At 68.9% G+C, this 22,449-nt stretch carries 22 protein-coding genes; 17 read left to right on the forward strand and 5 right to left on the reverse strand.

Features of this window, described 5'->3' with window-relative positions; genetic code table 11:
* The first annotated feature begins 62 nt into the window (after positions 1-62).
* The gene (locus ACYVDG_RS21030; protein WP_460756013.1) at positions 63-494 is read left to right on the forward strand and encodes an OmpA family protein; all 432 of its coding nucleotides are present in this window, start codon (positions 63-65) and stop codon (positions 492-494) included.
* Between the two features lie 1,550 nt (positions 495-2,044).
* On the opposite strand, the gene ACYVDG_RS21035 is transcribed toward ACYVDG_RS21030, so the two are convergent.
* A complete protein-coding gene (locus tag ACYVDG_RS21035; RefSeq protein ID WP_460756016.1) occupies positions 2,045-2,884 on the reverse strand; it encodes a hypothetical protein in 840 nt (279 codons plus the stop codon).
* Positions 2,885-3,184: 300 nt separating this feature from the next.
* Between ACYVDG_RS21035 and ACYVDG_RS21040 the strand changes: the two genes are divergently transcribed.
* On the forward strand, positions 3,185-3,736 hold the full coding sequence (locus tag ACYVDG_RS21040; RefSeq protein ID WP_460756020.1) for an NUDIX hydrolase: 552 nt from the start codon (positions 3,185-3,187) through the stop codon (positions 3,734-3,736).
* Between the two features lie 392 nt (positions 3,737-4,128).
* On the opposite strand, the gene ACYVDG_RS21045 is transcribed toward ACYVDG_RS21040, so the two are convergent.
* Positions 4,129-4,989: an alpha/beta fold hydrolase gene (locus tag ACYVDG_RS21045; protein ID WP_460756023.1), complete on the reverse strand. Its 861-nt coding sequence runs from the start codon at positions 4,987-4,989 to the stop codon at positions 4,129-4,131.
* A gap of 509 nt (positions 4,990-5,498) precedes the next feature.
* Positions 5,499-6,353, reverse strand: coding sequence for an SDR family oxidoreductase (locus ACYVDG_RS21050; protein ID WP_460756027.1), 855 nt, complete (start codon positions 6,351-6,353; stop codon positions 5,499-5,501).
* Positions 6,354-6,518: 165 nt separating this feature from the next.
* Between ACYVDG_RS21050 and ACYVDG_RS21055 the strand changes: the two genes are divergently transcribed.
* The 8 genes from ACYVDG_RS21055 (at position 6,519) to ACYVDG_RS21090 (ending at position 14,483) form a co-directional block, all read left to right on the forward strand.
* Complete coding sequence (locus ACYVDG_RS21055) at positions 6,519-7,415, forward strand: helix-turn-helix transcriptional regulator (protein ID WP_460756030.1); 897 nt, start codon at positions 6,519-6,521, stop codon at positions 7,413-7,415.
* A 428-nt stretch (positions 7,416-7,843) separates the two neighbouring features.
* Positions 7,844-8,686, forward strand: a complete 843-nt coding sequence (locus ACYVDG_RS21060) for an oxidoreductase (protein WP_460756034.1) — start codon at positions 7,844-7,846, stop codon at positions 8,684-8,686.
* A gap of 116 nt (positions 8,687-8,802) precedes the next feature.
* Positions 8,803-9,735: a helix-turn-helix domain-containing protein gene (locus ACYVDG_RS21065; RefSeq protein WP_460756037.1), complete on the forward strand. Its 933-nt coding sequence runs from the start codon at positions 8,803-8,805 to the stop codon at positions 9,733-9,735.
* Positions 9,732-10,361, forward strand: a complete 630-nt coding sequence (locus ACYVDG_RS21070; RefSeq protein ID WP_460756041.1) for an Atu4866 domain-containing protein — start codon at positions 9,732-9,734, stop codon at positions 10,359-10,361. Before ACYVDG_RS21065 ends, ACYVDG_RS21070 begins: the two co-directional genes overlap by 4 nt.
* 481 nt (positions 10,362-10,842) lie before the next feature.
* A complete protein-coding gene (locus ACYVDG_RS21075; RefSeq protein ID WP_460756047.1) occupies positions 10,843-11,658 on the forward strand; it encodes a sigma-70 family RNA polymerase sigma factor in 816 nt (271 codons plus the stop codon).
* A gap of 285 nt (positions 11,659-11,943) precedes the next feature.
* The gene (locus ACYVDG_RS21080; RefSeq protein ID WP_460756051.1) at positions 11,944-12,618 is read left to right on the forward strand and encodes a GAF and ANTAR domain-containing protein; all 675 of its coding nucleotides are present in this window, start codon (positions 11,944-11,946) and stop codon (positions 12,616-12,618) included.
* Positions 12,619-12,902: 284 nt separating this feature from the next.
* Positions 12,903-13,628: a GAF and ANTAR domain-containing protein gene (locus ACYVDG_RS21085; protein ID WP_460756054.1), complete on the forward strand. Its 726-nt coding sequence runs from the start codon at positions 12,903-12,905 to the stop codon at positions 13,626-13,628.
* 90 nt (positions 13,629-13,718) lie between these two features.
* On the forward strand, positions 13,719-14,483 hold the full coding sequence (locus ACYVDG_RS21090) for a GAF and ANTAR domain-containing protein (protein WP_460756057.1): 765 nt from the start codon (positions 13,719-13,721) through the stop codon (positions 14,481-14,483).
* A gap of 9 nt (positions 14,484-14,492) precedes the next feature.
* Here the strand turns inward: ACYVDG_RS21090 and ACYVDG_RS21095 are convergent, their stop codons facing one another.
* Positions 14,493-14,897, reverse strand: coding sequence for a DUF397 domain-containing protein (locus ACYVDG_RS21095; protein ID WP_460756060.1), 405 nt, complete (start codon positions 14,895-14,897; stop codon positions 14,493-14,495).
* A gap of 324 nt (positions 14,898-15,221) precedes the next feature.
* Between ACYVDG_RS21095 and ACYVDG_RS21100 the strand changes: the two genes are divergently transcribed.
* Positions 15,222-15,494: a hypothetical protein gene (locus ACYVDG_RS21100; RefSeq protein ID WP_460756063.1), complete on the forward strand. Its 273-nt coding sequence runs from the start codon at positions 15,222-15,224 to the stop codon at positions 15,492-15,494.
* Between the two features lie 27 nt (positions 15,495-15,521).
* On the opposite strand, the gene ACYVDG_RS21105 is transcribed toward ACYVDG_RS21100, so the two are convergent.
* Complete coding sequence (locus ACYVDG_RS21105) at positions 15,522-16,328, reverse strand: hypothetical protein (protein ID WP_460756066.1); 807 nt, start codon at positions 16,326-16,328, stop codon at positions 15,522-15,524.
* 659 nt (positions 16,329-16,987) lie between these two features.
* On the opposite strand from ACYVDG_RS21105, the gene ACYVDG_RS21110 reads away from it, so the two are divergent.
* From ACYVDG_RS21110 to ACYVDG_RS21135, 6 genes are read left to right on the forward strand one after another with little or no spacing between them, the layout of a single operon-like run.
* Entirely contained in the window at positions 16,988-18,517 is a 1,530-nt protein-coding gene (locus ACYVDG_RS21110) for a sensor histidine kinase (protein WP_460756071.1), read from the forward strand.
* The gene (locus ACYVDG_RS21115) at positions 18,517-18,927 is read left to right on the forward strand and encodes a roadblock/LC7 domain-containing protein (protein WP_460756076.1); all 411 of its coding nucleotides are present in this window, start codon (positions 18,517-18,519) and stop codon (positions 18,925-18,927) included. Before ACYVDG_RS21110 ends, ACYVDG_RS21115 begins: the two co-directional genes overlap by 1 nt.
* Complete coding sequence (locus ACYVDG_RS21120; protein ID WP_460756275.1) at positions 18,927-19,331, forward strand: DUF742 domain-containing protein; 405 nt, start codon at positions 18,927-18,929, stop codon at positions 19,329-19,331. The genes ACYVDG_RS21115 and ACYVDG_RS21120 overlap by 1 nt, the downstream gene beginning before the upstream one ends.
* 28 nt (positions 19,332-19,359) lie before the next feature.
* Positions 19,360-19,911, forward strand: a complete 552-nt coding sequence (locus ACYVDG_RS21125; RefSeq protein WP_460756081.1) for a GTP-binding protein — start codon at positions 19,360-19,362, stop codon at positions 19,909-19,911.
* Entirely contained in the window at positions 19,908-21,191 is a 1,284-nt protein-coding gene (locus ACYVDG_RS21130; RefSeq protein ID WP_460756085.1) for a cytochrome P450 family protein, read from the forward strand. Before ACYVDG_RS21125 ends, ACYVDG_RS21130 begins: the two co-directional genes overlap by 4 nt.
* Entirely contained in the window at positions 21,182-22,429 is a 1,248-nt protein-coding gene (locus tag ACYVDG_RS21135; RefSeq protein ID WP_460756089.1) for a cytochrome P450, read from the forward strand. The genes ACYVDG_RS21130 and ACYVDG_RS21135 overlap by 10 nt, the downstream gene beginning before the upstream one ends.
* The last annotated feature ends 20 nt before the right edge of the window (positions 22,430-22,449 follow it).

Genomic DNA, 22,449 nt, shown 5'->3' on the forward strand with positions numbered 1-22,449 from the left:
GCTGCAGGGTGCCCCCGGCTCTGATTCCCGCATTCCGTGGCCTGGCGGTATCATCTCTCCTCATGTCAAAGGGCTCTCGCAGCGCGGCTGCCGCCATACTTCTCGGCGCGTTTCTGGCCCTGGTAAACCGCCCGGTGGACGCGGGCGAGAACACCGACGTGCTGTTCGAATTCGACGAGGCGGTACTCACCAGCGAGGGCGAGGCGAGCCTCGCCGAGACCGCCGAAGACCTGCGCGAGGATGCCGAGGGTGAGATCGTTTCCATCGACGGCCACACCGATTCCCTCGGGAGCGACGCCTACAACCAGGACCTCTCCGAGCAGCGCGCCGCGGCAGTGGAGGAGTTCCTGAGCGAGGCGCTCTCGGACGCCGAAGTCAGCTTCGAGAGCGCCGGGTACGGCGCCGACGATCCTGTGGCACGCAATGAGATCGCTGGCGCCGACAACCCCGGGGGTCGGGCCCAGAACCGCCGCGTGGAGATCTCCATCGCCTAGTGCTTCATCAAGCAGCGTTCGACCTGTCAATAACTTTGATGCTGCTTCGGTTGGGTTGACACCTGTGCTCTGGGGTCGCGCGCCGGTGGGGGTTGAGGCGGGGTGCTGGTGGTGTGGGGCTCGGGAGGGCTGGGGTTTGTTGTTGGGTGCGGGTGGTTGCCTGCGGGTGCGGGTGGTTTCCCCGTTTCCTGCCGCTTGATGGTGGCCGTCTCCGCTGCGCGCGTCAAGGTCGTCGCCATCGAGCGCTTCGCGCGTCGGTGGCGCTCCACCTTGACCCGCTTCGCTGCGACGGCGGGTGGGCGGCTGTCAGGAAACGGGGGACGTGTGGTCGGGGCCCTGAGGGGCCCTTCGGGCCCCGGGCCTGCGGCCCGGTGGGCCGGGTTTCGCCCGGCCGGGCCGGGTGCCCCGGCCCTCCGGCCGTGGCCGGCCGGACGCCTGCCCGTCCGCCCGGCTCCATCGGCCAGCGCGTCGCAATCCAGTGACCAGCCGGCGACGAAGGACCCGAGCAGGCCGGGGCGGGTGGCCGGGCGCGTCCCACCGGGCTTTCGGTCAGGCTCGGGCCCCCTTTCCAACGATGATCTTGCCCCCAGCTCCACCCTCGACGGCCGAGGGTTGAGCCAGGGGCAAGATCATCGGGGATTAACCGGTTTCGGACGCAACGGACACCCCTACCAGGCCGGTTCCGGACACCGGGGGCCGCCCCGGGGGCGGCCGCTACCCCCGGGGGAGGCACCCGGGACACCGACCCCCCGCCCAGAGGCACCCGGGACGCCGACCCCCGCCCAGAAGCACCCGGGGGCCGGTGAGCCCCCTCCCTGGAGGCAATCTCGGCGCCCAAAATGCCTCCAACAGGGGGGCTCACTGCCCACACCGCACCCGGCCGGGCCACCGGCACCACCCCGCCCCGACCGACCCACCACCGAGCCGCCAGACCGGTGGGACGCGCCCAGCTACCCGCCCCGCCTGATCGGGCTCTTCGTCGCCGGCCAGCCACTGGATTGCGACGCGCCTGCCGACACAACCAGACCCACGGGAAGGAACCCGGCCGGCCACGGCCGGACCGGGCCGCAGGCTCGGAGCAGTTCCCGGCCGAAGGCCGGTTCCGTCGCCTCCCCGACCACACGCCCCCCGTTTCCTGATAGCCGCCGACCCGCCGTCGCAGCGAAGCGGGTCAAGGTGGAGCGCCAATGACGCGCGAAGCGCTCGATGGCGACGACCTTGAGGCGCGCAGCGGAGACGGCCACCATCAAGCGGCAGGAAACGGGGCAACCGGCCGCACTTGTGCGGAGCCTGCACCCCAGCAGGGAACCACCGCACCCAACAACAAACCCCAGCCCTCCCGAGCCCCACACCACCAGCACCCCGCCTCAACCCCCACCGGTGCGCGTACTCGTCCAGCCCCGTGAAAAACCAGTACCGCTGCCTGCGGCAGGTCGTCACGGTCCCCTGCGAACAACAGGGTGGTCGCAACCTCCTGGAAATCAGGGTGTTGCGACCACCGTGAGAACCCGCTTCACGTTGAGCGGGGCGCCTCTTCTTTGCGCGCGGATCTACTCGTCGTCCCCCGCGGCGTCGGCCGTCTTGTGCTTGCGGGACAGGTACAGGGCGCCGCCGCCGGCAGCGGCGGTGGCCAGTGCGGCAGCGACCAGACCGGCGAGCGCGCCACCGGTCACGGGCAGGGTTTGGCCAGCGCCGGCCTCGGCCGGGGCTTCCTTGTCGTCGCCCTCGCCGGGGGTCGTGCCGTCGTCCGGCTTCTCACTCGGGTCCTTGGGGTCCTTCGGGTCGGTGGGGTCCTCGTCCTCGATGATCAGGTCGTCGAAGGACGTGACCTCGACCCAGTGGTGGCGCTCGGAGGCCTCGTTGTACTGGCACTGGATGGCGTTGTCTCCGTAGCCCCAGATCAGCAGCGCGTGGTCGTTCTTGCAGAACTGGCCCGGGTGGATGCCGTCCGGGGCGGGTTCCAAGAGGTCGACGAAGTCGGCCCACTCATCGGGGGTCGGGTCGCCGCTGGGCTCCTCGGTCGGGTCGCCGCTGGGCTCCTCGGTGGGGTCGCCGCTGGGCTCGTCCGTCGGCTCCTCGGTCGGCTCCTCCGAGGGCTCCTCGGTGGGCTCCTTGGTCGGCTCCTCCGAGGGCTCCTCGGTGGGCTCCTTGCTCGGTTCTTCCGTCGGCTCCTCGGTGGGCTCGACGATGACCAGCCAGGCGGGGACGGTTTCGCCCCGCTCGAAACCGCACTCGAGGACGCTGCCGTCGGCGAGCTCGACGGTGTCGCGCAGCTGGGTGCGCTCGCAGTCGTCGCCGGGGGCAGGAGTGTCGGCGCTGGCGGGAGCGGCCAGCGACAGGGCGAGAGCGGCACCCCCGGCAAGTGCAGCGGCGCGGATAGAGAAAGACACAGGTTGCTCCAGGTGTGAGTGAAGTTGGAGGGCCGACGCCGGGGGCAGGGGATGGCGGGGGCGACCCGTGTGCATGTAAGACGCACCTCAAGCCCAGGGGGAGCACGTGCAAAAGAGGTTATTTGCCTACATCAAGGACACATGGGGCGGAGAAACACAACGCCCGCGCGCTTGCGGTAGGCGGGATCAGTAACCCAACCGCGCCAGCCCCGCCCTGGAAACACCGGTAGCTGTTCGGTCGACCCTTCCGGGGCCAGAGAGGGTTCGAGGCCTGCAGCGGACTCTTGGTTGGATGGCTGCATGGCAGAACAAGCACCGCTCTCCGCGGACGAACTCCTGGACATCGTGGATGAGCACGACCGCGTGGTGGGCCAGGCTCCGCGCAGCGAGTCCTACGCCCGCAGGCTGCGTCACCGCTGCACGTTCGTGCTGGCACGCAACACGGCGGGGGAGCTCTTCGTGCATCGCCGCACTGCCCGGAAGCTGGCCTTCCCCTCGCTGTACGACATGTTCGTCGGCGGGGTGGTGGGCGCGGGCGAATCGTACGACGAGGCGGCGCTGCGCGAGGCGGAGGAGGAGCTCGGCGTATCGGGCCTGGCCGCTCCCACACCGTTGTTCAAGTTCCTCTACGAGACCCCGGAGCACACCTGGTGGTCGTCGGTCTATGAGGTTCACTGCGGGGTGCCGGTCGACCCGCAGGCCTCCGAGGTGGCGTGGCACGCTTTCCTCACCCAGGAGGAACTGGATCAGCGGCTCGCCGAGTGGAGCTGGGTGCCCGACGGCATGGAGGCGTACCGCCGACTCCTGGAGTGGAGGCGCGGGGAGACCAAGGGGCCAGGAACGCCCGGGTAGCCACCTGACGCCCCGGGCGCTGTCGGCGTCATGCACCCCACCGTGCATCAGCGCACGGTGGCGGTGCCGCCCTCCGGGATTCTCCGAATGGCGTTCCGGGCGATTGTGGATGAGCCGCGTCGTGGTCCACGTCGCCACCGGTGAACGACACCTCGACGCCGACACCACCTCCGACCTGGACGGGCACAGCAGTGCTGACCTGTCGCTCCCAACGAAGTGGGGCTCGCCCCCGGTTCTGGACACGCTGAACCTGACACGAGTCGGGAGGAATCGAGGATCCAGGTAAAGGCCCGGCCGTTAACGGAAGCACAGGCACCGAGGCTGGAGCAGCTTGGGCCGACGGACACGTCGGCTCCTTCTCTTGTCGTTTTCGATCCCTGTCACCAGCTGGTTCAGATGGCAGCGCGCCAGTCCCTGATGATCCGCACGACCTCGTCCAGGTGGGACTCCAGAAGGAAGTGACCACCGTCGAGGAGTTCGATACGCGCGTCCGGTGCGTCACGGCGGAACGCCGTGGCACCGGCGATGTCGAAGATCTCGTCGTTCTTCCCCCACACGGCCAGCACGGGGACACCGGAGTCAAGCAGCCACCGGTGGACCTGTGGGTACAGGGCTCGGTTGCTGGCGTAGTCGGCGAACAGGGCAAGCTGCGCCCGGTCGACACCGGGCCGAGCCATCAGGGCGATGTCATGCTCCCAGGCCTCAGGGGCGACTGTGGTCACATCGGGCACGCCGTGGGTGTACTGCCATTCGATCGCTTCCCGACCGAGCGCGGGGCGCAACGCTCTCTCGTTCGCTTCTGTCGGGTCGGAGCCGTAGGCCCAGATCGGTTCCCAGAACTCTGGGACGAAGCCTTCGTCGTAGGCGTTTCCGTTCTGGGAGATCACCCCCTCGACCGATACGGGGTTCGCCAGGGCCAGCCGCCAGGCGATCGGGGCTCCGTAGTCCTGGACGTACACCGTGTACTTGCTGACCCCGATCGCTTCGAGGAACGCCGATGTGACAGCGGCCAGAGCATCGAATGTGTAGTCGAAGTCATCGACGGAGGGGGCCGACGAGCGGCCGAACCCGATGTGGTCAGGAGCGATGACGCGGTACCGATCGGCAAGGGCCGGGATCAAGTGCCGAAACATGTGCGAGCTCGTGGGATAGCCGTGCAGCAGCAGGATCACCGGGGCCTCCTGCGGTCCCGCTTCACGGTAGAAGACCTTCAGCCCGTCGACGGGCACGGTGCGGTGGTGTACAGCAGCCACTTCTAACCCCTTAAAGTATTTTTAATGGTTAGGTGACGATAGCAGGGGTTCCTGCGGTCGGCAACGAGACCATGCGGTGCCGATGGCAGAGGCTGATGGTGATCGAGGACTAGGACCTGCTGATGGGGGTGCTCAACAGCGCGCCCGTGCTAGACGGCCATGCCTCCGCGTGAGGTCGGCATATGGCTCTGACCGCCTGCGCGGTTGGCAGGACGGTGATTTCGCTGAGGTTGACGTGTCGAGGAACGGAAGCGGCGAAGGCGATCACTTCTGCGATATCGGTGGGTTGTATGACATCGGTGTTGTCGATCAGCCCGGCCATCACCGTGCTGGCGTCCGGGTCCCCAACGCACCGGCCACGGATGCCCTGGAGGATCTCCAGGGCATCCGTGGCCGGCTACGGCAGTCCCGCCCGTCAACCGCCCCAGCACCCTCCAGATGACTAGAGGGTGCTGGACGCGGGAGGTCTCCCACCAGCCAGGTGGGCACCTACCCGCAAGCCCGCGGATTCAGCCACGGGTAGTTGACTCGCTGTCGGTGTGCGCGGTGGCCGCCGATGCCTCACGCAGCGGCGCGGTCTCGCGCTCGATGCGTTCGGTCACGACGGCGCGACGGTCCAGCGCGTCCTGGCCGACGGACAGGTGCAGCGGAAGCTGCTCACCCGAAGTGATCCGGTAGATGAACGCGGCACCTTTGACAGGGTCGCCGAGCTGGGTGTGGTTGGCCTCGTCCGCCCAATCGAGGGTGACGTGGGCCGGGGTGCCGTCGTAGGCGGCGATGCGCCCCGCGGGCCGTTGTACGGAGGAGGCGTCGAGGAGGTCGGTGCGGAACACTCCCGGCTCGACGACCATGCTCTGGATGCCGAAGGGCTCGAGCTCGGCGGCCAGGGCCTCGCTGATTCCGGCGACGGCGAACTTGGAAGCGGAGTACATGCTCACGCCCGGCTCGCCTTCGAAACCGGAGCGGGATCCGATGTGGACGAGCTTGCCCCGACCGGCTTTCCGCATGAGCGGCAGGACCGCGCGGGTGGTGTTGATCAGGCCGAATACGTTCACGTCGAACAGGGACCGTGCCTCGACGTCCGTGATCTCCTCGAGCGCGCCGAGCAGGGCGCGGCCGGCGTTGTTGACCAGTACGTCGATGGTGCCGAACCGGTCGACGACGTCGTTCACGGCCGTGACGATCTGCGCCGTATCAGTCACATCGAGCCGAACCGGAAGCACGTTCGGGTGGTCGCGGACATCCTCGGGCAGGTTCTCGGGGCGGCGCGCGGCCAGGGCGACCTGCTCGCCTCCGTCCAAGGCGGCGCGGGCGGTCTCGAGGCCGAGACCTCGGGCAGCACCGGTGATCATCCAAACAGACATGTCAGTGGCTTCCTTCCGGAAGGGGTGTCAGGGCTTTGCCGCAGAATCCGCGGCATCCCGATCATTGGTGGCTGCGCGAGGACGGTGAAGGCCCGGAGTTTCCTAGGACGGATTGGGCACCCTTCCGCCCTCGAACCACGCGGTGTCGGCTTGGATAATGGAGTCATGTCCGATCAATTCGAGCCTGGCCTGGCCGGCTTCCTCCGTGCGGCGCGCGGTCGGCTCACACCGGGGCAGGTCGGCATCGTCGATGCCGGGCGGCGACGCGTGGCAGGGTTGCGGCGCGAGGAACTCGCGATGCTGGCTGGTGTGAGTGTGGACTACTACACGCGCCTGGAGCAGGGCCGTAGTAAGAGCGCATCCCCGGAAGTGCTCGATGCCATGGCTGACGCGCTCCGACTCGACGAGGCCGAGCGCGCTCACTTGCACACGATTGCCAGACCCGCACCGGCACGCCGCCGACGGGCAGCCAGGCCGCAGCGGTTGCACCCGGCGACGCAGGACCTGATCAGGACGCTCGAGTCTGCGCTCCGACCGGCCTTCGTGCTCGGGCGCAGGCTGGACGTTCTGGGACAGAACCGGCTCGCCGCGCTTCTGATCGCTGATTTCGAGAGCATGCCTCGGGCCGAGCGGAACCAGGCCCGGTTCGTGTTCCTCGACCCGCACGCCCGTGAGCTCTACGCGGACTGGGAGCAGGTCGCGGCTGACACGGCCGCCATGCTTCGCATGGACGCGGGCCGGTACCCGAAGGACCCCGATCTAGGGCAGCTCGTGGGCGAGCTGTCGATCCAGAGCGGCGAGTTCCGGCGCCTGTGGGCACGCAATCACGTGCACCAGCGCAGCACGGGGGCCAAGCGCTATCATCACCCGCTCGTCGGTGACCTCACGATCACCTATCAGGCGCTGACACCCGGTGACGACGCAGACCAGACACTCATGGTCTATGACACCGAACCCGACTCGCCCTCCGCACACGCCATGCTGCTCCTGGCCGAGAAGGTCACAGCACGCCCAAGACCCCCACTCCGTATGAGTTCCGGTAGCGATCGGGGCCGCTCGTAGGACTATTCGAATGGGTGGACAGGTTTTATTGCGCACCAGCTTCGGAGCGGGGAACCACGGCTTCCTGGGTTGAGCCTGGCTCCTGCTCCTAATCCGTGATCCTGTGCGGTCTCAACGATGTCGCGTTCGACTGGTCAGCGCCATGGGGCGGATGCAAGCAGTCCGGCAACCTCCGTGAATCCGGCCCTGATGGCATGACCGCGTACCCGGCGATCGAGGTCCTGCGCGGAGCCTGACCCGGGGACCCGGCTCTTCCAGCTCCATGGCCCGCCGCCATCGGTAAGTCCGGCGGAGGGCCACAGGGGCACGGCTGTTCCTATGTACATCTATCCCTGGAAGAGCCTCCTGGAAGCGACCAGCATGAAAGACACCGCCGCAAGACATTGCACATCAGGACGCCTGAGTCTTTTCGGTTCAAGGAGTACTTCATGACGACATGGTTCATTACCGGCGCTTCGCGCGGCTTCGGCCTGGAGATCGCCCGTCAGGCACTGGATCGCGGCGACAACGTCGTGGCCACTGCGCGCAACCCCCAGGCCATCACGGATGCACTGCCCGGCTCCGGCGGCCACCTGCTCGAGGTCGCACTCGACGTCACCGACGAGCAGCAGGCACGCACAGCGGTGTCCGCCGCGGTCGAGACCTTCGGCGCGATCGATGTCCTGGTCAACAACGCTGGTCGCGGCCTGCTTGGCGCGGTAGAAGAGTCCTCTGACCCCGCGGTCCGCGCGATCTACGACATCAACGTCTTCGGCCTGCTCAACGTCAGCCGCGCAGTACTGCCGGTCATGCGTGCCCAGCGCTCGGGCAGGATCCTCAACGTCAGCTCGCTCGGCGGTTTCAGCAGTTCAGCAGGGTTCGGGATCTACTGCTCCACCAAGTTCGCCGTTGAAGGGATCTCTGAGGCGATGCACGCCGAACTCGCAGGGCTGGGCATCGCGGTGACCGTGGTCGAGCCGGGCTATTTCCGCACTGACTTCCTCGATGACCGCAGCCTGCACACCGAGGATGCCCTGATCGATGACTACGCGAACACCGCTGGCGCGGTTCGCGGAGCAGTTCCCGGTCTGAATCATGCCCAGCCCGGGGATCCCGTCAAGGGCGCCGCAGCATTCCTGGCCCTTGCCGATGCCGATGCTCCGCCGCTGCGCGCTCAGCTGGGCAGCGACTGCCTCCAGGAGCTGGGGACTAAGATCACCCAGCTGCGCACGGAGTCTGAGACCTGGCGGGACCTGGCAGTCTCCACAGACCACGACGACGCGCTGGTCTGAGAGGACACGTGTACGCGATGCGCGTCCGGAGGTGACGGCCCACAGCCGTCACCTCCGGACGGAAGGCGGGGAGAGGGTGTGTGCGTTGAAAGAGGGCTCCACGGGAAGAGGGCTCTATGACCGAGCTGGGTGACTATCTGCGATCGTGCCGAGCTCAGGTGAGCCCCGAGGCAGCAGGCATGCCGAGTTCCGGCCACCGCCGCGTACCAGGGCTGCGGCGTGAGGAACTGGCCATGCTGGCAGGTGTCAGCGTCGACTACATCGTGCGCCTTGAACAGGGCAGAGCGAAATCCGCATCACCAGAGATCCTCCAAGCCCTCGCACGCGCACTCGACCTGCGTGCCGACGAGGAAGAGTACCTACTGCGGTGCGCGGCCGACGCCGCCGGGCCGACTTCACGCACGAATAAGTCGGCAAGCGGCGCACAGCGCGTCTCCACCGCCACCCGAGTGCTGTTGGACAGCATGACCGGAGTGCCCGCCCTCGTGCTGGGCCGGAGGATGGACATCATCGGCTGGAACACTCTCGGGACAGCGCTCTTTACGGACTTCGGTGTCCTCGCTCCGCAGCATCGCAACCACATCCGACTGGCGTTCTTGGACCCGGGAGTCCGCGGGCTCTACACCGATTGGGAGAAAGTGGCCCAGGAATGCGTCGCCTACCTCAGGATGGATGCCGGCCGCTACCCGGACGACCCTGCACTGGCCCGCCTGGTCGGAGAACTATCTATCAAGGACACCGACTTCCGGCACTGGTGGTCCACCCACCGCGTTCGCGCCCAGCGCTCCGGTCGGAAAGAGTTCCTCCACCCCATAGCAGGCGAACTCTGCCTGGACTTCCAAGTCTTCGACGTGCGAGGCACCGCAGACCAGACTCTGATCACCTACACGGCCGAACCACACTCCCGATCCGCACAGGCTCTGACCTTCCTCAGCGGATGGGCCCACACCGACCACCGCCCGACGGAAGGCGGCCCGACCGCGCAGCGCACGGAGACCCCGGCCGCGACATCGGACGGTGCTGAGCTGAGGAGGCATCGAGAACATTGACTTCTGCGCTGATCATCGCCGGCGCCCGGGTCCACACCAGCCCCGAGCAGACCGTTCAGGCTGATCTGCACGTGGCAGGTACACGGGTCGCGTCCCACGAGGTCTCGCCGGACTCGGCTCGGCTGATCGATGCCACCGGTGCTTCGGTCGTGCCGTTGCTGGTGCACTCCGTCTTCGAGGATCCGGAGCCCCCGGCACCGAGTGCCTTCGATCTGACACCCGGAAGGCCCGCGACCTTCGCAGTGGTACACGGCAAGGTCCGCAGCACCCAGATCACAAGGATGCTGGTAGTCCAGCCCAGAGATCTCCTCGCCGTCGCCGTCGAAGGAGAGCTCATTGCCATCGACGGTGAGCCGACGAGGCCCTCAGGACCGGACGGGCTCGACCCCGGCGATCCCCGGCTGGGCCCGTGGACGGACACCCGGCGCGACATGACGCAGTATCTGCAGTGGGATGGCCGGTACACCGAGACTCGCAACGGGCGCCCCAACGCCTACACCGGGCGTTTCTGGCTCAACAGCGATCGCATCACCTACCTCGACGACACCGGGTTCTGGGCCTTCGGCCAGTACCACCACGGTGTCCTCCACCACGCCGGATACGTCCTGCACTCCGCCGACGCCTGAGTCCGCGAGCTGTTGGCGTCGACCTCACCGAGCTGTCGCGACAGTGTCCGGGCAACAGTGGTGGCTGCGCGAGGACGGTGAAGGCCCGGGGTGTACTGACCACGGAGGTTAGGTGCACCCACCCCACCTGACACAAGCCAAGAGGGCCTCCTGACCTACGTCAGGTGTTGATCTTCGTCGATTCACACCTATGTCGGAGGCCCTCTCTTGCTCTCAAACCACACCCGAGCTGTACTCAACCTCTGTGGTCAGTACAGCCAGGGCACGTTGGCCACCCCGATGACCAACTCCTCCGAGGAGCGCCGCGGGTCTCAGCCGGTGGCTTTTGAGCAGGTTGACGACGGGGTAGTCTCGATAGTGGTCCGACAGCGCGGCCTTCCGAATACCGGGTCGATCAGACAGCGGGTCCTCTGGACCCCTCTCGACCCGGAACGCGACCTCCTGAGCCGAACGAGCGCTCGGGGGTCAGTTAAGGACCGGCATGTCGTATACGCAGACCATGGCGCGCAACCCTGTGCCGACACCGCGCAAGCCCTCCGAGAAGTGGAGCGGGCAAGCCCTGCTCTCTGAGCTGGGGGAGCTACCCCGCGACGGCGAGTCCGCCTCGCGGATTCGGGCCGAGGTCGTAGAGCTCTACCGTCCAGCGGCGCTACGGGAAGCCGACCGGTACCGCAACCGCGGTGTCGATGCGGAGGAACTGCACCAAGTGGCCTCTCTCGGCCTGATGAAAGCCATCGCAGGATTCGACCCCTCCCACAACAAACCGTTCCTGTCCTACTTGCTCCCGACCGTCTCCGGCGAGATCAAACGCCACTTCCGGGACCACCACTGGGCCGTACACGCCCCCCGCTCCTGCCGGGACCGCCGCAGTGAGCTGAACCGCTTCATCGCCGAGTACATCCAGCACAACGCCCGCGAACCGCGGCAGGACGAAATCGGTTCCCACTTCGGCTTGAACGCACAGGCCACCGGTGAACTCCTCAACGGGGCCTCGGCCTATTCGGCGCTCTCACTCGACACCCCTAACGGAGCGGACCGTGAAGAGGACGGTGAACCGCTCGGCCATGCCATCGGAGGCACGGACCGCGAGCTCGAATCAGTCGCTGACAGGGTGACGCTGAGATCCGCGATCGTCGGCCTGACAAGAAGACAACAGCGTGTGGTCGCCCTGCGCTTCTGGGACGAGCTGTCGCAGCTGGAGATCGCGCGCCTCCTGGGGTGTTCCCAGATGCAGGTCTCCCGGATCCTCACAGCGATCCTGAGTCGGCTGCGCTCGAACATCCTCGCTGAGGGCTGACCGTCAACGGGGTCCGGCCCGGTCTCCGGCTTGCCGCTTCGCGGGCGCGTAGTGCTCGAGGATCTCGGGCGCACTGGGGAGCAGGGCTGTCGAGTACTCGTCCGGTGCCGGTATCAGCACAGCTCAGTGGGCCCGATTCGGTGCCCGGACACGCGTGAGACATGTTCTGACGGGTAGCGGAACGGCACACGCACCCGCGACGCGGGTGACGGGGGGATGCGGCGACGGTGGTCGCGCATGGCAGTACGCGGGACTTTTCGCAGGACCCGAGGCTGGGAGCAGTAGGTGAGTGAAGCTCAGAGGATCGCTGCTCTGGTCTCCGTCCCCGTGGCGTGCCGGGACGCACTGGTGACGTTGAGTGTGGATGGCGCGGCCGTCTCCGTCGGAGTCGGCGGTGCACCGGACACGTCGGTGTTCTCGACCAGCGAGAGAGGCCTGAGACTGGAAGACCTGCAGACCATCCTGTGCGAAGGGCCCAGCGTCCATTCCTACTCCAGCCGCACCCCCGTCCTGGTCTCCGACCTCGACTCCCCGGACGTGCGCTGGCCGCTGTTCGGAGCGACCGCGGCGGACCTGGGTGTGGGGTCGCTGTTCGCCTTCCCCCTGCGGTCCGCCGTCGCACCCATCGGCGTGTTCGAGGTGCACCGGGACCGTGCCGAAGCCCTGACCGCGGACCAGTTCGGCGACGCGCTGCTGTTGGCCGACACGATCAGCGTCCTGCTGCTGAGCTACAGCAGCGGAGGGGAGGGGCACACCATCGGGGACGGCTTCCCTCCGACACACCAGAACGAGGTGTACCAGGCCAAGGGCATGCTCTCGGTGCACCTGGGCCTCTCACTCGGCGATGCCCTGGCGCGCCTGCACGGGCATGCCTTCGCCAACGGCGAGTCCGTCTCGGCGGTGGCACACGAGGTCGTGTGCCGACGCCTCACTCTGGACACGGGGGACCCGGTTGACTGAGACGACGCTCCGCTGGTGCAGCGGGATGGTCGGCCCGAGAGCCATTGCGGAAACAGGGACCGGACACATCTCCGGTCCCGTGGACCTCGCGAGACCCGCCTAGGAGCGGCCCGCCCCAACATGGCAGGGAGTGTTCGCGCAACGTGATCCGTCCCAGCACACCCTGTGACAGGCTGAGACGGAACGGCTCTCGGCGCTCTGCTCCTTCCCCAACGGGAGCCCTGCCCCGAAGGTGTCGGCCGCGGCCGTTCCCACTGACGAGAAGGGAAAGCGGTGCCCAGCCAGTGAACGCTCCCGAAAACACGGAGGAATCCCTCCAGGGCTTGTGGTCCGCCGTCACCTCGGCACTCGGCGAGGGAACGGGCGGAACGCACGTGCTGGCCTTGGTCGGGCAGGTGTGCGCACAGCTGCTGCCGGTGGACGGTGTCTCGATCTCGCTGGTGGGCGGTGCCCGGACCAGGGAGGCGGTGTACGGCAGCGACGAGCAAAGTGATCAGATCCAGCGGTTGCAGGGCAGTCTGGGCGAGGGTCCGTCGTTCGAGGCGTACGCGACCCGCAGACCGATCCTGGTCCCCGACCTGGCCGCTGACTCGGGGGCACGTTGGCCGGTGTTCGCCACCGAGATCAGAGCCCACCCGGTCGGGGCGGTCTTCGCCTTTCCGCTGCAGCGCGGAGCGATCGCCATCGGGGCCCTGGACCTCTACCGAAGCGAGCCCGGATGGCTGTCCGCCGAAGAGGTGACCACGGCGCTGCGCATCGTCGATATCGCCACGCTGGCGCTGCTCGCCCTGCGCGTGGACTCACTCCAGGGGGAGTGGGTCGTGGCACTGCCGCTGGACCGGGCGCAGGTGCACCAGGCGACCGGGATACTGATCTCGGGTCTGGGTGTTCCGGCAGAACAGGCCTTGGCCAAACTGCGGGCCCACGCCTTCTCCGTAGGCCGCATGGTGGACGAGATCGCCGACGACCTGGTCTCCGGCCGCATCGCCCCGCTCGACATCGACCTTTGAGGAGCGGGCGTGACAGCACGGACACGGGCCACGACAGCAGCCACCGACTAAGAGCACCGTCGAACCCGGAGCGAGGGAAGAGGCAAGCCCATGAACGACCCACTACCTTCCGGCGAGCGGCTAGAGACAGATCTGGTGGGCGCTTTCGTGCAGTTGGCCGACACCCTGGTCGACGACTACGACGTCCCCGAGGTGTTGCACCAGCTCGCCGCGCACAGCGTGGAGCTGCTCAACGTCGCCGCGGCGGGGCTCATGGTCTCCGACCAGCGGGGCAGCCTACAACTGGTCGCCTCCTCCAACGAGCAGACCCGCCTGCTGGAGCTGTTCCAGATCCAGACCGACGAGGGCCCCTGTGTGGACGCCTTCCGGACCGGGGAGCCGGTCACCGCCCCCGACCTGGCTGCGGCCACGGGCCGCTGGCCGGTCTTCGCACCCCAGGCCAGGGAACAGGGGTTCGCGTCCGTGCACGCTGTTCCGCTGCGGTTGCGCAGCGACCTCATCGGCTCGCTGAACCTGTTCAACCAGCATTCCGGTGCTTTGTCGGCCGAGGACGCGAGGGTGGCGCGGGCGCTGGCCGACATCGCCACGATCGGCATCCTCCAGGAGCGCACGATCCGCCACCGGGAGGTGCTCACCGAACAGCTCCAGGGCGCACTCAACAGCCGGGTCACCATCGAGCAGGCCAAGGGGCTCCTGGCCCACGCGGGGGGTGTGGACATGGAGCAGGCCTTCCAGGCTCTGCGCCGGTTCGCGCGGGCTCAGCACGCCGGTCTCAGCGACACCGCCCACCGGCTCGCCTCCGGGCAGATCCACCCGGATCTGGTACTGGAGCGAGGGCGTACCGACGCGCCGTGAGCCTGACCTTCAGCTGACGAGCGTGCCCTGGGGGTAGGCGCCGCGGAGTTCTCCTGCCTGGGCACCGAGCTTGAAGGCATCCCACTCGGCCTTGTCGTAGACGATGGTCGGTGCTTGCTCGTTGGTGCTCTCGGTGAGGGTGAAGCCGCCCTCCGGTGTGAAGATTGCGCTCACCTCACCGGCCGAGGCCCGCTCATTTCGGGCGACCCGTGTGCAGAACTCGTTCCAGTCGCTGTTGGGGAAGATCAGGGTCGGGCTGTCGGCGCCGAGTTCGTGCTTGCCGACAACGGTCCAGGTGCCGAATCTCTTGATACCGACGCAGGAGCCCTGGCCGCCGGAGAAAGACGATTTCACGAACGGCCGCTGAGCAATCTCCGCGATGTTGGGGCGAGTGTCGTTCTGGCTGTGGGTCATGATGGCAACTCCTCTATGAGCTTCTGGATGTAACGCGCCGAAAGGGGCGGCGCGGTCTGCCCTTGCACTTGCGGGCGATCATCCGTCTGGACCGGGAGCCGGATCTGGGTGAGAGCGGGCTGGAGCTGGCCAGCTGAGAACACGGGCGTGTGGCGAGATCAGGTAGTCGCGGTGGGAAGCGCAGCTTCGGTGCACAGGGGCCATGGACACCCGCGCGCACTCTCTTCGCACGCACCCGGCAGAGACGCAGTGCACCCGGGCCGGTGGATATGGGGTCCATCGGCCCGGGCTGATCAACCCCCTGAAGTGAGCAGGAGGCAGACCATGCAGAACTCTAGCGGTGGCAGGCACCGCAAGCCCAGGGAATCGATGGCCTCGCGGCTGTGGTGGGTGTTCGCCTCGGCGGTGGCCTGGACGATCGCGCAGGTGATCGGTGCACCCACGCGCACCGAACCGAGGCCCGTGCTGGTGGCGGCGCCCAGGCGGCTGGAGCTGGCCCCGGCGCCGGTGTGTACACACAGGATGCCGGTGCAGGTGTGGGCTGACCCCGACGAGGTCGCGGGCGCCCTGGTGCGGCCCTACCTGCTCAGGCAGTGAGACCCGGGAGACGGAAAGGAGCGCGGTCTACCCCTGGCCGTAGCCCGGGTCGGCGAGCCGGGGGCGGGCCTCGGGCGAGCGGACGTGGTGTTCGAGGCAGGCGAGCAGCTCCCGGCCGTCACCGCCCAGTCGCTCGGCCGAATATCCCGCGTCCATTCGGTACCGGCGGCGGTTGATGCCGTGTGCCCACCGGTTCAGACCGGTCAGCGTTATGGCATCGGGGGAACGGGCCTGCAGTCCCACGTAGGACCCAAAGCCGCCCTGGGCGGAGAGGAAGGCACGGTGGAGGTCGTCCCAGCGCACCCAGGCGCGGCCGGCCGGGTTCAGCAGGTACACGCCCTCGGGTAGCAGCGCGATCCCGCCGGGGCGTATCAGTGTGCCGACGAACATCACGGCGAAGCCGCCGAAGAAGGCGATCGAGAGGACCCCCGCCACCGTGAGCCCGACCGGTCCGACCCGAGTGCCCCTGTAGTCGGCCGGTTCCCACGTCCCCACGACCAGCAGCATCAGGACCCCGAGTACCACGAAGAGCAGCGAAGCCGCCAGCGGCAGGAGCACCGAACGGCGGCGGGCGGGGAAGACCAGGCCCGACGTGTACGGGGTGTACCGGTGGGCGCCCGACAGTGTCCCCTGGACCGGTCGGCCCCGGTCCCGGTTCCCGCCGGGGGCGGGGAGGGCGCTGCCCCAGGGGAACGACTGGTACAGGTACGCCGCGCCGCCCAACCCGAACAGGATGATCCCGGCGATGCCGACGAGCAGTTCCCCCGACAGGAGGACGAAGACCGACCCGAGCGTCAGCAGGCCGAAGAGCAGGGCGTGGAGTGACCAGCGCATAGGTGCACGGTAACCCGGAAAGGGTCTCCACCCACGGGACGCGGTCCGACGATCCGGGCCGTCCGGTGCCCGCCGCGAGCGGGAACGCCCTAGGGGCACCGGATGCCGGTTCCTGTGGCCGGGTCCGGCCGCTGCCTGTGACTCCCCCTCCGGTTCCCGCCCGGACCCCGTCCGAGTCCCAGCCGGTCGGGCGAGAATTTTTTCCATGATCCCACCATCGGATCCCGCGCGGTCGAAACCACTGTGATCAGCGCGAACGCCGTCAAGGCCCGTGTGGAACCGGATCCCGGTCCCGCTGGAAGTACTGCAACCCCTTCCGGAGGCCTATGAGTGATGGCAAAATGACCAAACGTACTGCTGCGGCACCCGGTCACCGGGCTGTCGACTCTGCGGTCGCCTTCCAACCGCGTGCGCCCTCCCCCGCCGCGCACGACTGACAGCCCACCCTCCAGCACCGTGCCGACATGGTGCACACCGTCTGGCAACCGGAACGAACCGCGCATGCTCCACCGCGAAAGATCCCCCGAAACGCCAGCTCTCCCCGGTGCGGGCGCGTGTGCGCCCGAGGACCGGCGGCAGTACGTGTGCTGAGACCGGGGTGCTCCGGGCCGACGAGTTCCCGAGCCCTTCGACGTCCCCTTCGTTGAATCGACTGATGCATGCTGTTGACAGAAACCGCCGCCCCCGTGGGGTCCACTCCCGTGGGGTCCACCGCTGACCCGGTCTGGCCCTGGGTCCTGCTCGCGAGCGTCGTCGTGCTCCTCGCGGTGCTGGCCGTCGCCGCCCTCCTCCTGTACCGGGCCCGCGGACAGGCCGACAAAGCCGCCGCCGACCATGTCCGCCTCGTCGAGGAGGCGCGCCGCGACCTTCGGGAAGAACAGGAACGGGTCGGCCGGCTCCGTGCGGCACTCGCCGAACGCGACCGGGTGGCCCGGGCCGTGACCGATGAGGTCCTGCCCCTGGTGGCGCGCCGCGTGCGGGAAGGCGCTTCCCCCGCAACCCTCATGGCGGAGTTCGAAGAGCAGGGCCTGGTGGACCCCGCCACCCGTCCGCTGGCCGAGTCGGTGACCCGGTCGCTCTGGAAGGGCCACCGGCAGCGCGCCAGACTCCTCGGCGTCGTCAAGGGATGCGCCGACCGGGCGCGGGCCGGGGTCTCCCAGCTCCGAGCCGAGGTGCAGGAACGCAGCCAGCCGTACTGGGAGTCCCTCGACGCGACAGGGGCCAGCGAGCGGGTACGGGACGACTTCATGGTCGTGGAGGCCGGGCTCTCCCGGCTGGAGATGCTCATCCAGCGCCTGCTCACCGTCGCGGAGGCGGACCGGATCGGCCGCAACTGGACCCAGCCGCTGCGTGTCGAACGGGTGGTCCGCGCCGCGGTCGGCAGTGTTCCGGAGTTCGCCCGCGTGCAGATGCACGCGCCGACCGCCCCCGTCGTGGTCGAGGGGCGCGCCGTCAACGCGATCATCCAGGTCCTGGCCGAACTGGTCGACAACGCCACGTCCTTCTCCGCGCCCTCCGAAGCGGTCGTGGTGCACTTCGAGAGCACCGCCCTGCGCCTGGGCGTCCACATCGACGACAGCGGGCTGGCCATGGAGGAGGAACAGCTGGCGGAGGTGCGCCGCCGCATGGACCCGGAGCGGCCGCCGGATATCACCGAACTGTCCGCCAACCAGCTGGGGCTGCTCGTGGTCCGCAGGGCCGCGGACCCGCTGGGCATCCGGGTCGACGTCGGCCCCTCCCCGCGCGGGGGCACGCGGGCGACCGTGTGGATCCCCCGCAACGGGCTGCTGCGCACGGACGAGGCGGCCCTGGCCGGAGCCGGTCCCGCCCCCACCGCGGCCGCACCCGCCACTTCCCCCGCCACCTCGGCTTCCCCCGCTGCCTCTACCCCGGCCGGATCCCCCGCCGCCTCCGCGCCGACCACGTCCGCCACCGCCTCCGTACCGGCCGGAGCCGCCCCGGCCGCCTCCGACGGCCCGGAGTCCGCCCCCGAAACCCCCGCCGAGCCGACCGAACGGCCTAGGCACCTGCCCAGGCGGCGCCGAGGGGCCACCCTCCCCGAGAACGCGGGCGCGCCGAAAACCGTCGAGCCGCCCCGGGACCCGTCCGCCACCAGCCACCGCATCGCCCAGTGGCACGCACACACCCGGCTGTCGCCGAACCCTCCTGCTGATCGTGAGGACCCCTGATGCAGACCAATCTGACCTGGCTCATGGACAAGTTGCGCGAGGTGCCCGGCGTACGCCACGTGCTCCTGCTGTCCACCGACGGCCTGGTCCGTTCCGCCGACAGCGGCCTGGGACGGGACGAGGCGGACGGTCTCGCCGCCTCCGCGTGCGGCCTGCTCGCCACCGGCGGTCAGGTCAACTCGGTGTTCGGGATCGCCGACCCGGTCCGGACCGTCGCCGTCGACCTGGACCCGCACCACCTGCTGGTGATGGGCGCCGGATCGGGTTCGGCGCTGGCGGTCCTCTCCGACCTGTCGGGCCCCGCGGCCGACCTGGGCGCGGTGGCCACCGAGATGGGCCGGCTGGTGGAGCGGCTGCCCGAGCAGCTCTCCACACCCAGCCGCCACGGTGGTGGGACCGGCCCGTCGTGATGGACCCCGACGTGCCCGACGGCCTGTACATGGTCGTCGGCGGACGCAGCGGCACCACGTTGCGGCTCGATCCGTTCGCGCTGGTGGTCACCGAACGCGCGGACACCGCGGGCCTGTCCCTGGAACAGGCCGACATCGTACGGATCTGCGACCGGCCGATCGCCCCCGCCGAGCTCAGCGCGCACCTGGGGATCCCGCTGGGCGCGGTCACGATCCTGCTGGCCGACCTCGTCGACCGGGGGCACATCAGCCTGCGCTCCGCGGGCGCGTCCGCGGGTCCGCCGACGGACCGCTCCGGGCCCGAGTCCCAGTCCGCGCCCGCCCAGTCCGCACCCGCGTCACCGGCCGACGACCGTCAACTCTTGGAGAAACTGCGTGTTGGGCTCATCAACCTCGCCCTATGAACCCCTGGCACCCTCCGCCTCGATTCCGATGAAGATCCTCGTCACCGGTGGTTTCGGGGTGGGCAAGACCACGCTGGTGGGTGCGATCAGCGAGATCACCCCGCTCACCACCGAGGCCGAGATGACCCAGGCCGGGGCCGGCGTCGACGAAGGCCTGGAGCTCCGGCCCGACAAGTCCACCACCACGGTCGCCTTCGACTTCGGGCGGTTGAGCATCGACGAGCAGATCGTCCTCTACCTGTTCGGGGCTCCGGGCCAGAAGCGCTTCCACGCGCTGTGGGAGCGGCTCTGCCAAGGGGCCGTGGGTGCGATCGTGCTCGTCGACACCCGCGATGCCGAGGGCTCGTTCGCCGCACTGGACCGGGTGGAGCGGGCCGAGCTTCCCTACCTCGTGGCGCACAACCCCTTCGGGGACGAGGACGAGCGCTGGAGCCTGGAGGAGATCCGCACCAGCCTCGACATCGACCCCGGTACGCCGCTTCTGAGGTGCGACGTCCGCGACCCGGAACAGGTGCGGACCGCGCTCGTCGAGCTGGTGCTGCACCGCCAGCACCTGATGGTCCAGGAGGTGCCCCGATGAGCCACCCGGACCTCCCCTTCTCCCTGCCGGAGACCCACCGGGACGCGCTGCGCCTGGGCGACGAGCGGTTCCAGCGGGACTCACCCGGACTGTTCGCCGAACTGCGCCGCCGCCACGGGCCGGTGGCCCCGGTACTCCTTGCCTGGGACGTGCCGGCTTGGCTGGTGCTGGGCTACTCCGAGCTGCTCCAGGTGACCTCCGACTCCGAACTGTTCGCCCGCTCCTTCCGGCGGTGGAACCTGATCGACCAGCTGCCGGCTGACTGGCCGATGTGGCCGCTGATCGGTGTGGGCTTCGCCAGCGAGGGCTTCCTGTACACCGAGGGGGAGGAGCACCGGCGGCGCGCGGCCGCGGTCAACTCGGCGCTCTCCAAGCTCGACCAGTGGGAGTTCCAGGAGTACTGCCGCCAAGCGTCGCTCCGGCTCATCGAGGAGTTCGCGCAGGCGGGCGAGACGGAGCTGATCCACTCCTACGCCCAGAGGCTTCCCGTGATGGCGCTGGGCTGGGCCGTGGGTGTTCCGGAGGAGTACAACGACGACCTGGTCACCGGTTTCCTGCAGCTCCTGGGCGCCGGCGGCGACCCCAACGAGGGCCTGGCGAACGTGGGCGGTATCTGCGACGAGCTGGCCGAACGCGCTATGAAGGAGCCCGGTCCGGGCATCGCCTCCCACCTGGCGCACAGCGGTCTCGGGTTGACGCACGGGCAGCTCAGCGCCGACATCTTCGTCACCATCATCGCCGGGCACCAGACCTGCGCCAACTGGATCGGCAACACCATCAGGCTGATGCTGACCGACCAGGTGCACACCAACGCGCTGACCAGGGGGCGCCGGTCGGTGGACGACGCCGCCCGCGAGGTGCTCAAGGACGACACGCCGACCCAGATCTTCGCCGGCCGCTGGACCAGCAGGAGCACACAGCTGTCCGGCACGCCCATCCCCAGCGGCGACCTGATCCTCCTCGGGTTCGCCGGGGCCCACCAGGACCCGTTGTTCCGTCCTCCCGGGCAGCCCCGGGCCCGTCACCACAGCCGTGCCTACCTGTCGTTCTCCCATGGCCCGCACGGTTGCCCGCACGCCGCGCGGCCCGTGGCCGAGACCATCACGGTCAGCGGCATCGAGACCCTCCTCACCCACCTCCCCGATCTGCATCTGGCCGTCCCCACGGACCAGTTGCGCTGGCAGCCCCAGGTACTGATCCGTGCTCTGGAATCGCTGCCGGTCCGCTTCACCCCTCCCGTCATCTCCGCCGACCCCTTCGGAGACTCCCTGTGGCTCTGAGCCTGTCCGAACCCGTCCACCACCTCGACCCCCGCAGCACCGATCTCCACGAAGACGCCGTGCGGATGCGCGAGCACGGACCCCTCGTCCCGGTCGAACTCCCCGGCGGCGTGGTCATGTGGGCCGTCACCGGCGACGAGGCCGGACGCAACCTCCTCAAGGACGCGGAGCGCTTCACCAAGAGCCCCGAGCACTGGGCGGCCCTGCAGCGCGGAGAGATCCCTGAGGACTGGCCCCTGCTCAGCCTCGCGGCCCAGACCGGCCGGGCGATCACCACCGTCGACGGCGCCGAGCACCGGAAGCTGCGCCGCCCCTTGGCGCAGGCGCTGACGGCCCGCAGGGTCGAGGAACTGGCCCCGGTGGTCACGTCCCTCGTGGAGCGGCTCCTGGAGGAGCTCGACCAGGCCGGGCGCGACGCCGACGACGGGGTCGTCGACTTCCGTTCGCTGTTCGCGTGGCCGCTGCCGATGGGTGTCATCGGCCACCTGCTCGGGGTGGACGAGGCCGACCACCCCGAACTGGGCCGGCTGTACAGCAACCTGTTCGACGACACCGTCGGGGACGGCCGCGACGCCGAGCTGAGCCTGCACTCCTGGCTCGACGCCCACGTGGCCAAGCTCGAGAAGGAACCCGGGGACGACCTGATCAGCGCCATGCTCGCGCTGCCCCCGGAGGACCGGCTCCCCCGGGAGGACCTGGTGGTGACCATGTACGTGGTGCTGGCCGCCGGACACGAGACCACCACACACCTCCTGGTCAACGCCCTGCGCGCGCTCACCACCAGGCCCGGGCAGCTGGAGCTCCTGACGTCGGGGGAGGTGCCCTGGGAGAACGCGGTGGAGGAGATCATGCGGTGGGACTCGCCCACCGCCAACTTCTTCACCCGCTTCGCCACCGAGGACGTCGACGGCGCGAGCATCCACCCCGGTGCTGAGGGTGTGCGGATCGCCAAGGGCGAGCCGGTGTTCGTGTCCTACATCGCGATGGGCCGCGACCCCCAGCGCTACGGGCCCACCGCGCACGAGTTCGACGTGCGCCGCGGCGAGGCGCACTCGAGCTTCGGGTTCGGTGCGCACTTCTGCATCGGCGCCCCGCTGGCCCGGATGGAGGCCCGCATCGCCTTGGAGCGGATCTTCGCCCGCTGGCCGGAGCTGTCGGTCGTCGGCTCCGTGCCGCGCTCGCCCACGCTGGTGCTGAACTCCCACACCCACCTCAACGTGCGCTTGAACCGGGCCTGAGGCCCCAGGGCGGATCTGCC

This window comes from Nocardiopsis oceani (genome assembly GCF_054777395.1).

Bases quoted from the DNA above. Each gene is read 5' to 3' on its own strand.
- ACYVDG_RS21030 (WP_460756013.1), top strand. From the start codon at position 63: ATGTCAAAGGGCTCTCGCAGCGCGGCTGCCGCCATACTTCTCGGCGCG.
- ACYVDG_RS21040 (WP_460756020.1), top strand. From the start codon at position 3,185: ATGGCAGAACAAGCACCGCTCTCCGCGGACGAACTCCTGGACATCGTG.
- ACYVDG_RS21050 (WP_460756027.1), bottom strand. From the start codon at position 6,353: ATGTCTGTTTGGATGATCACCGGTGCTGCCCGAGGTCTCGGCCTCGAG.
- ACYVDG_RS21055 (WP_460756030.1), top strand. From the start codon at position 6,519: ATGTCCGATCAATTCGAGCCTGGCCTGGCCGGCTTCCTCCGTGCGGCG.
- ACYVDG_RS21060 (WP_460756034.1), top strand. From the start codon at position 7,844: ATGACGACATGGTTCATTACCGGCGCTTCGCGCGGCTTCGGCCTGGAG.
- ACYVDG_RS21065 (WP_460756037.1), top strand. From the start codon at position 8,803: ATGACCGAGCTGGGTGACTATCTGCGATCGTGCCGAGCTCAGGTGAGC.
- ACYVDG_RS21075 (WP_460756047.1), top strand. From the start codon at position 10,843: ATGTCGTATACGCAGACCATGGCGCGCAACCCTGTGCCGACACCGCGC.
- ACYVDG_RS21090 (WP_460756057.1), top strand. From the start codon at position 13,719: ATGAACGACCCACTACCTTCCGGCGAGCGGCTAGAGACAGATCTGGTG.
- ACYVDG_RS21095 (WP_460756060.1), bottom strand. From the start codon at position 14,897: ATGACCCACAGCCAGAACGACACTCGCCCCAACATCGCGGAGATTGCT.
- ACYVDG_RS21100 (WP_460756063.1), top strand. From the start codon at position 15,222: ATGCAGAACTCTAGCGGTGGCAGGCACCGCAAGCCCAGGGAATCGATG.
- ACYVDG_RS21105 (WP_460756066.1), bottom strand. From the start codon at position 16,328: ATGCGCTGGTCACTCCACGCCCTGCTCTTCGGCCTGCTGACGCTCGGG.
- ACYVDG_RS21110 (WP_460756071.1), top strand. From the start codon at position 16,988: ATGCTGTTGACAGAAACCGCCGCCCCCGTGGGGTCCACTCCCGTGGGG.
- ACYVDG_RS21115 (WP_460756076.1), top strand. From the start codon at position 18,517: ATGCAGACCAATCTGACCTGGCTCATGGACAAGTTGCGCGAGGTGCCC.
- ACYVDG_RS21120 (WP_460756275.1), top strand. From the start codon at position 18,927: ATGGACCCCGACGTGCCCGACGGCCTGTACATGGTCGTCGGCGGACGC.
- ACYVDG_RS21125 (WP_460756081.1), top strand. From the start codon at position 19,360: ATGAAGATCCTCGTCACCGGTGGTTTCGGGGTGGGCAAGACCACGCTG.
- ACYVDG_RS21130 (WP_460756085.1), top strand. From the start codon at position 19,908: ATGAGCCACCCGGACCTCCCCTTCTCCCTGCCGGAGACCCACCGGGAC.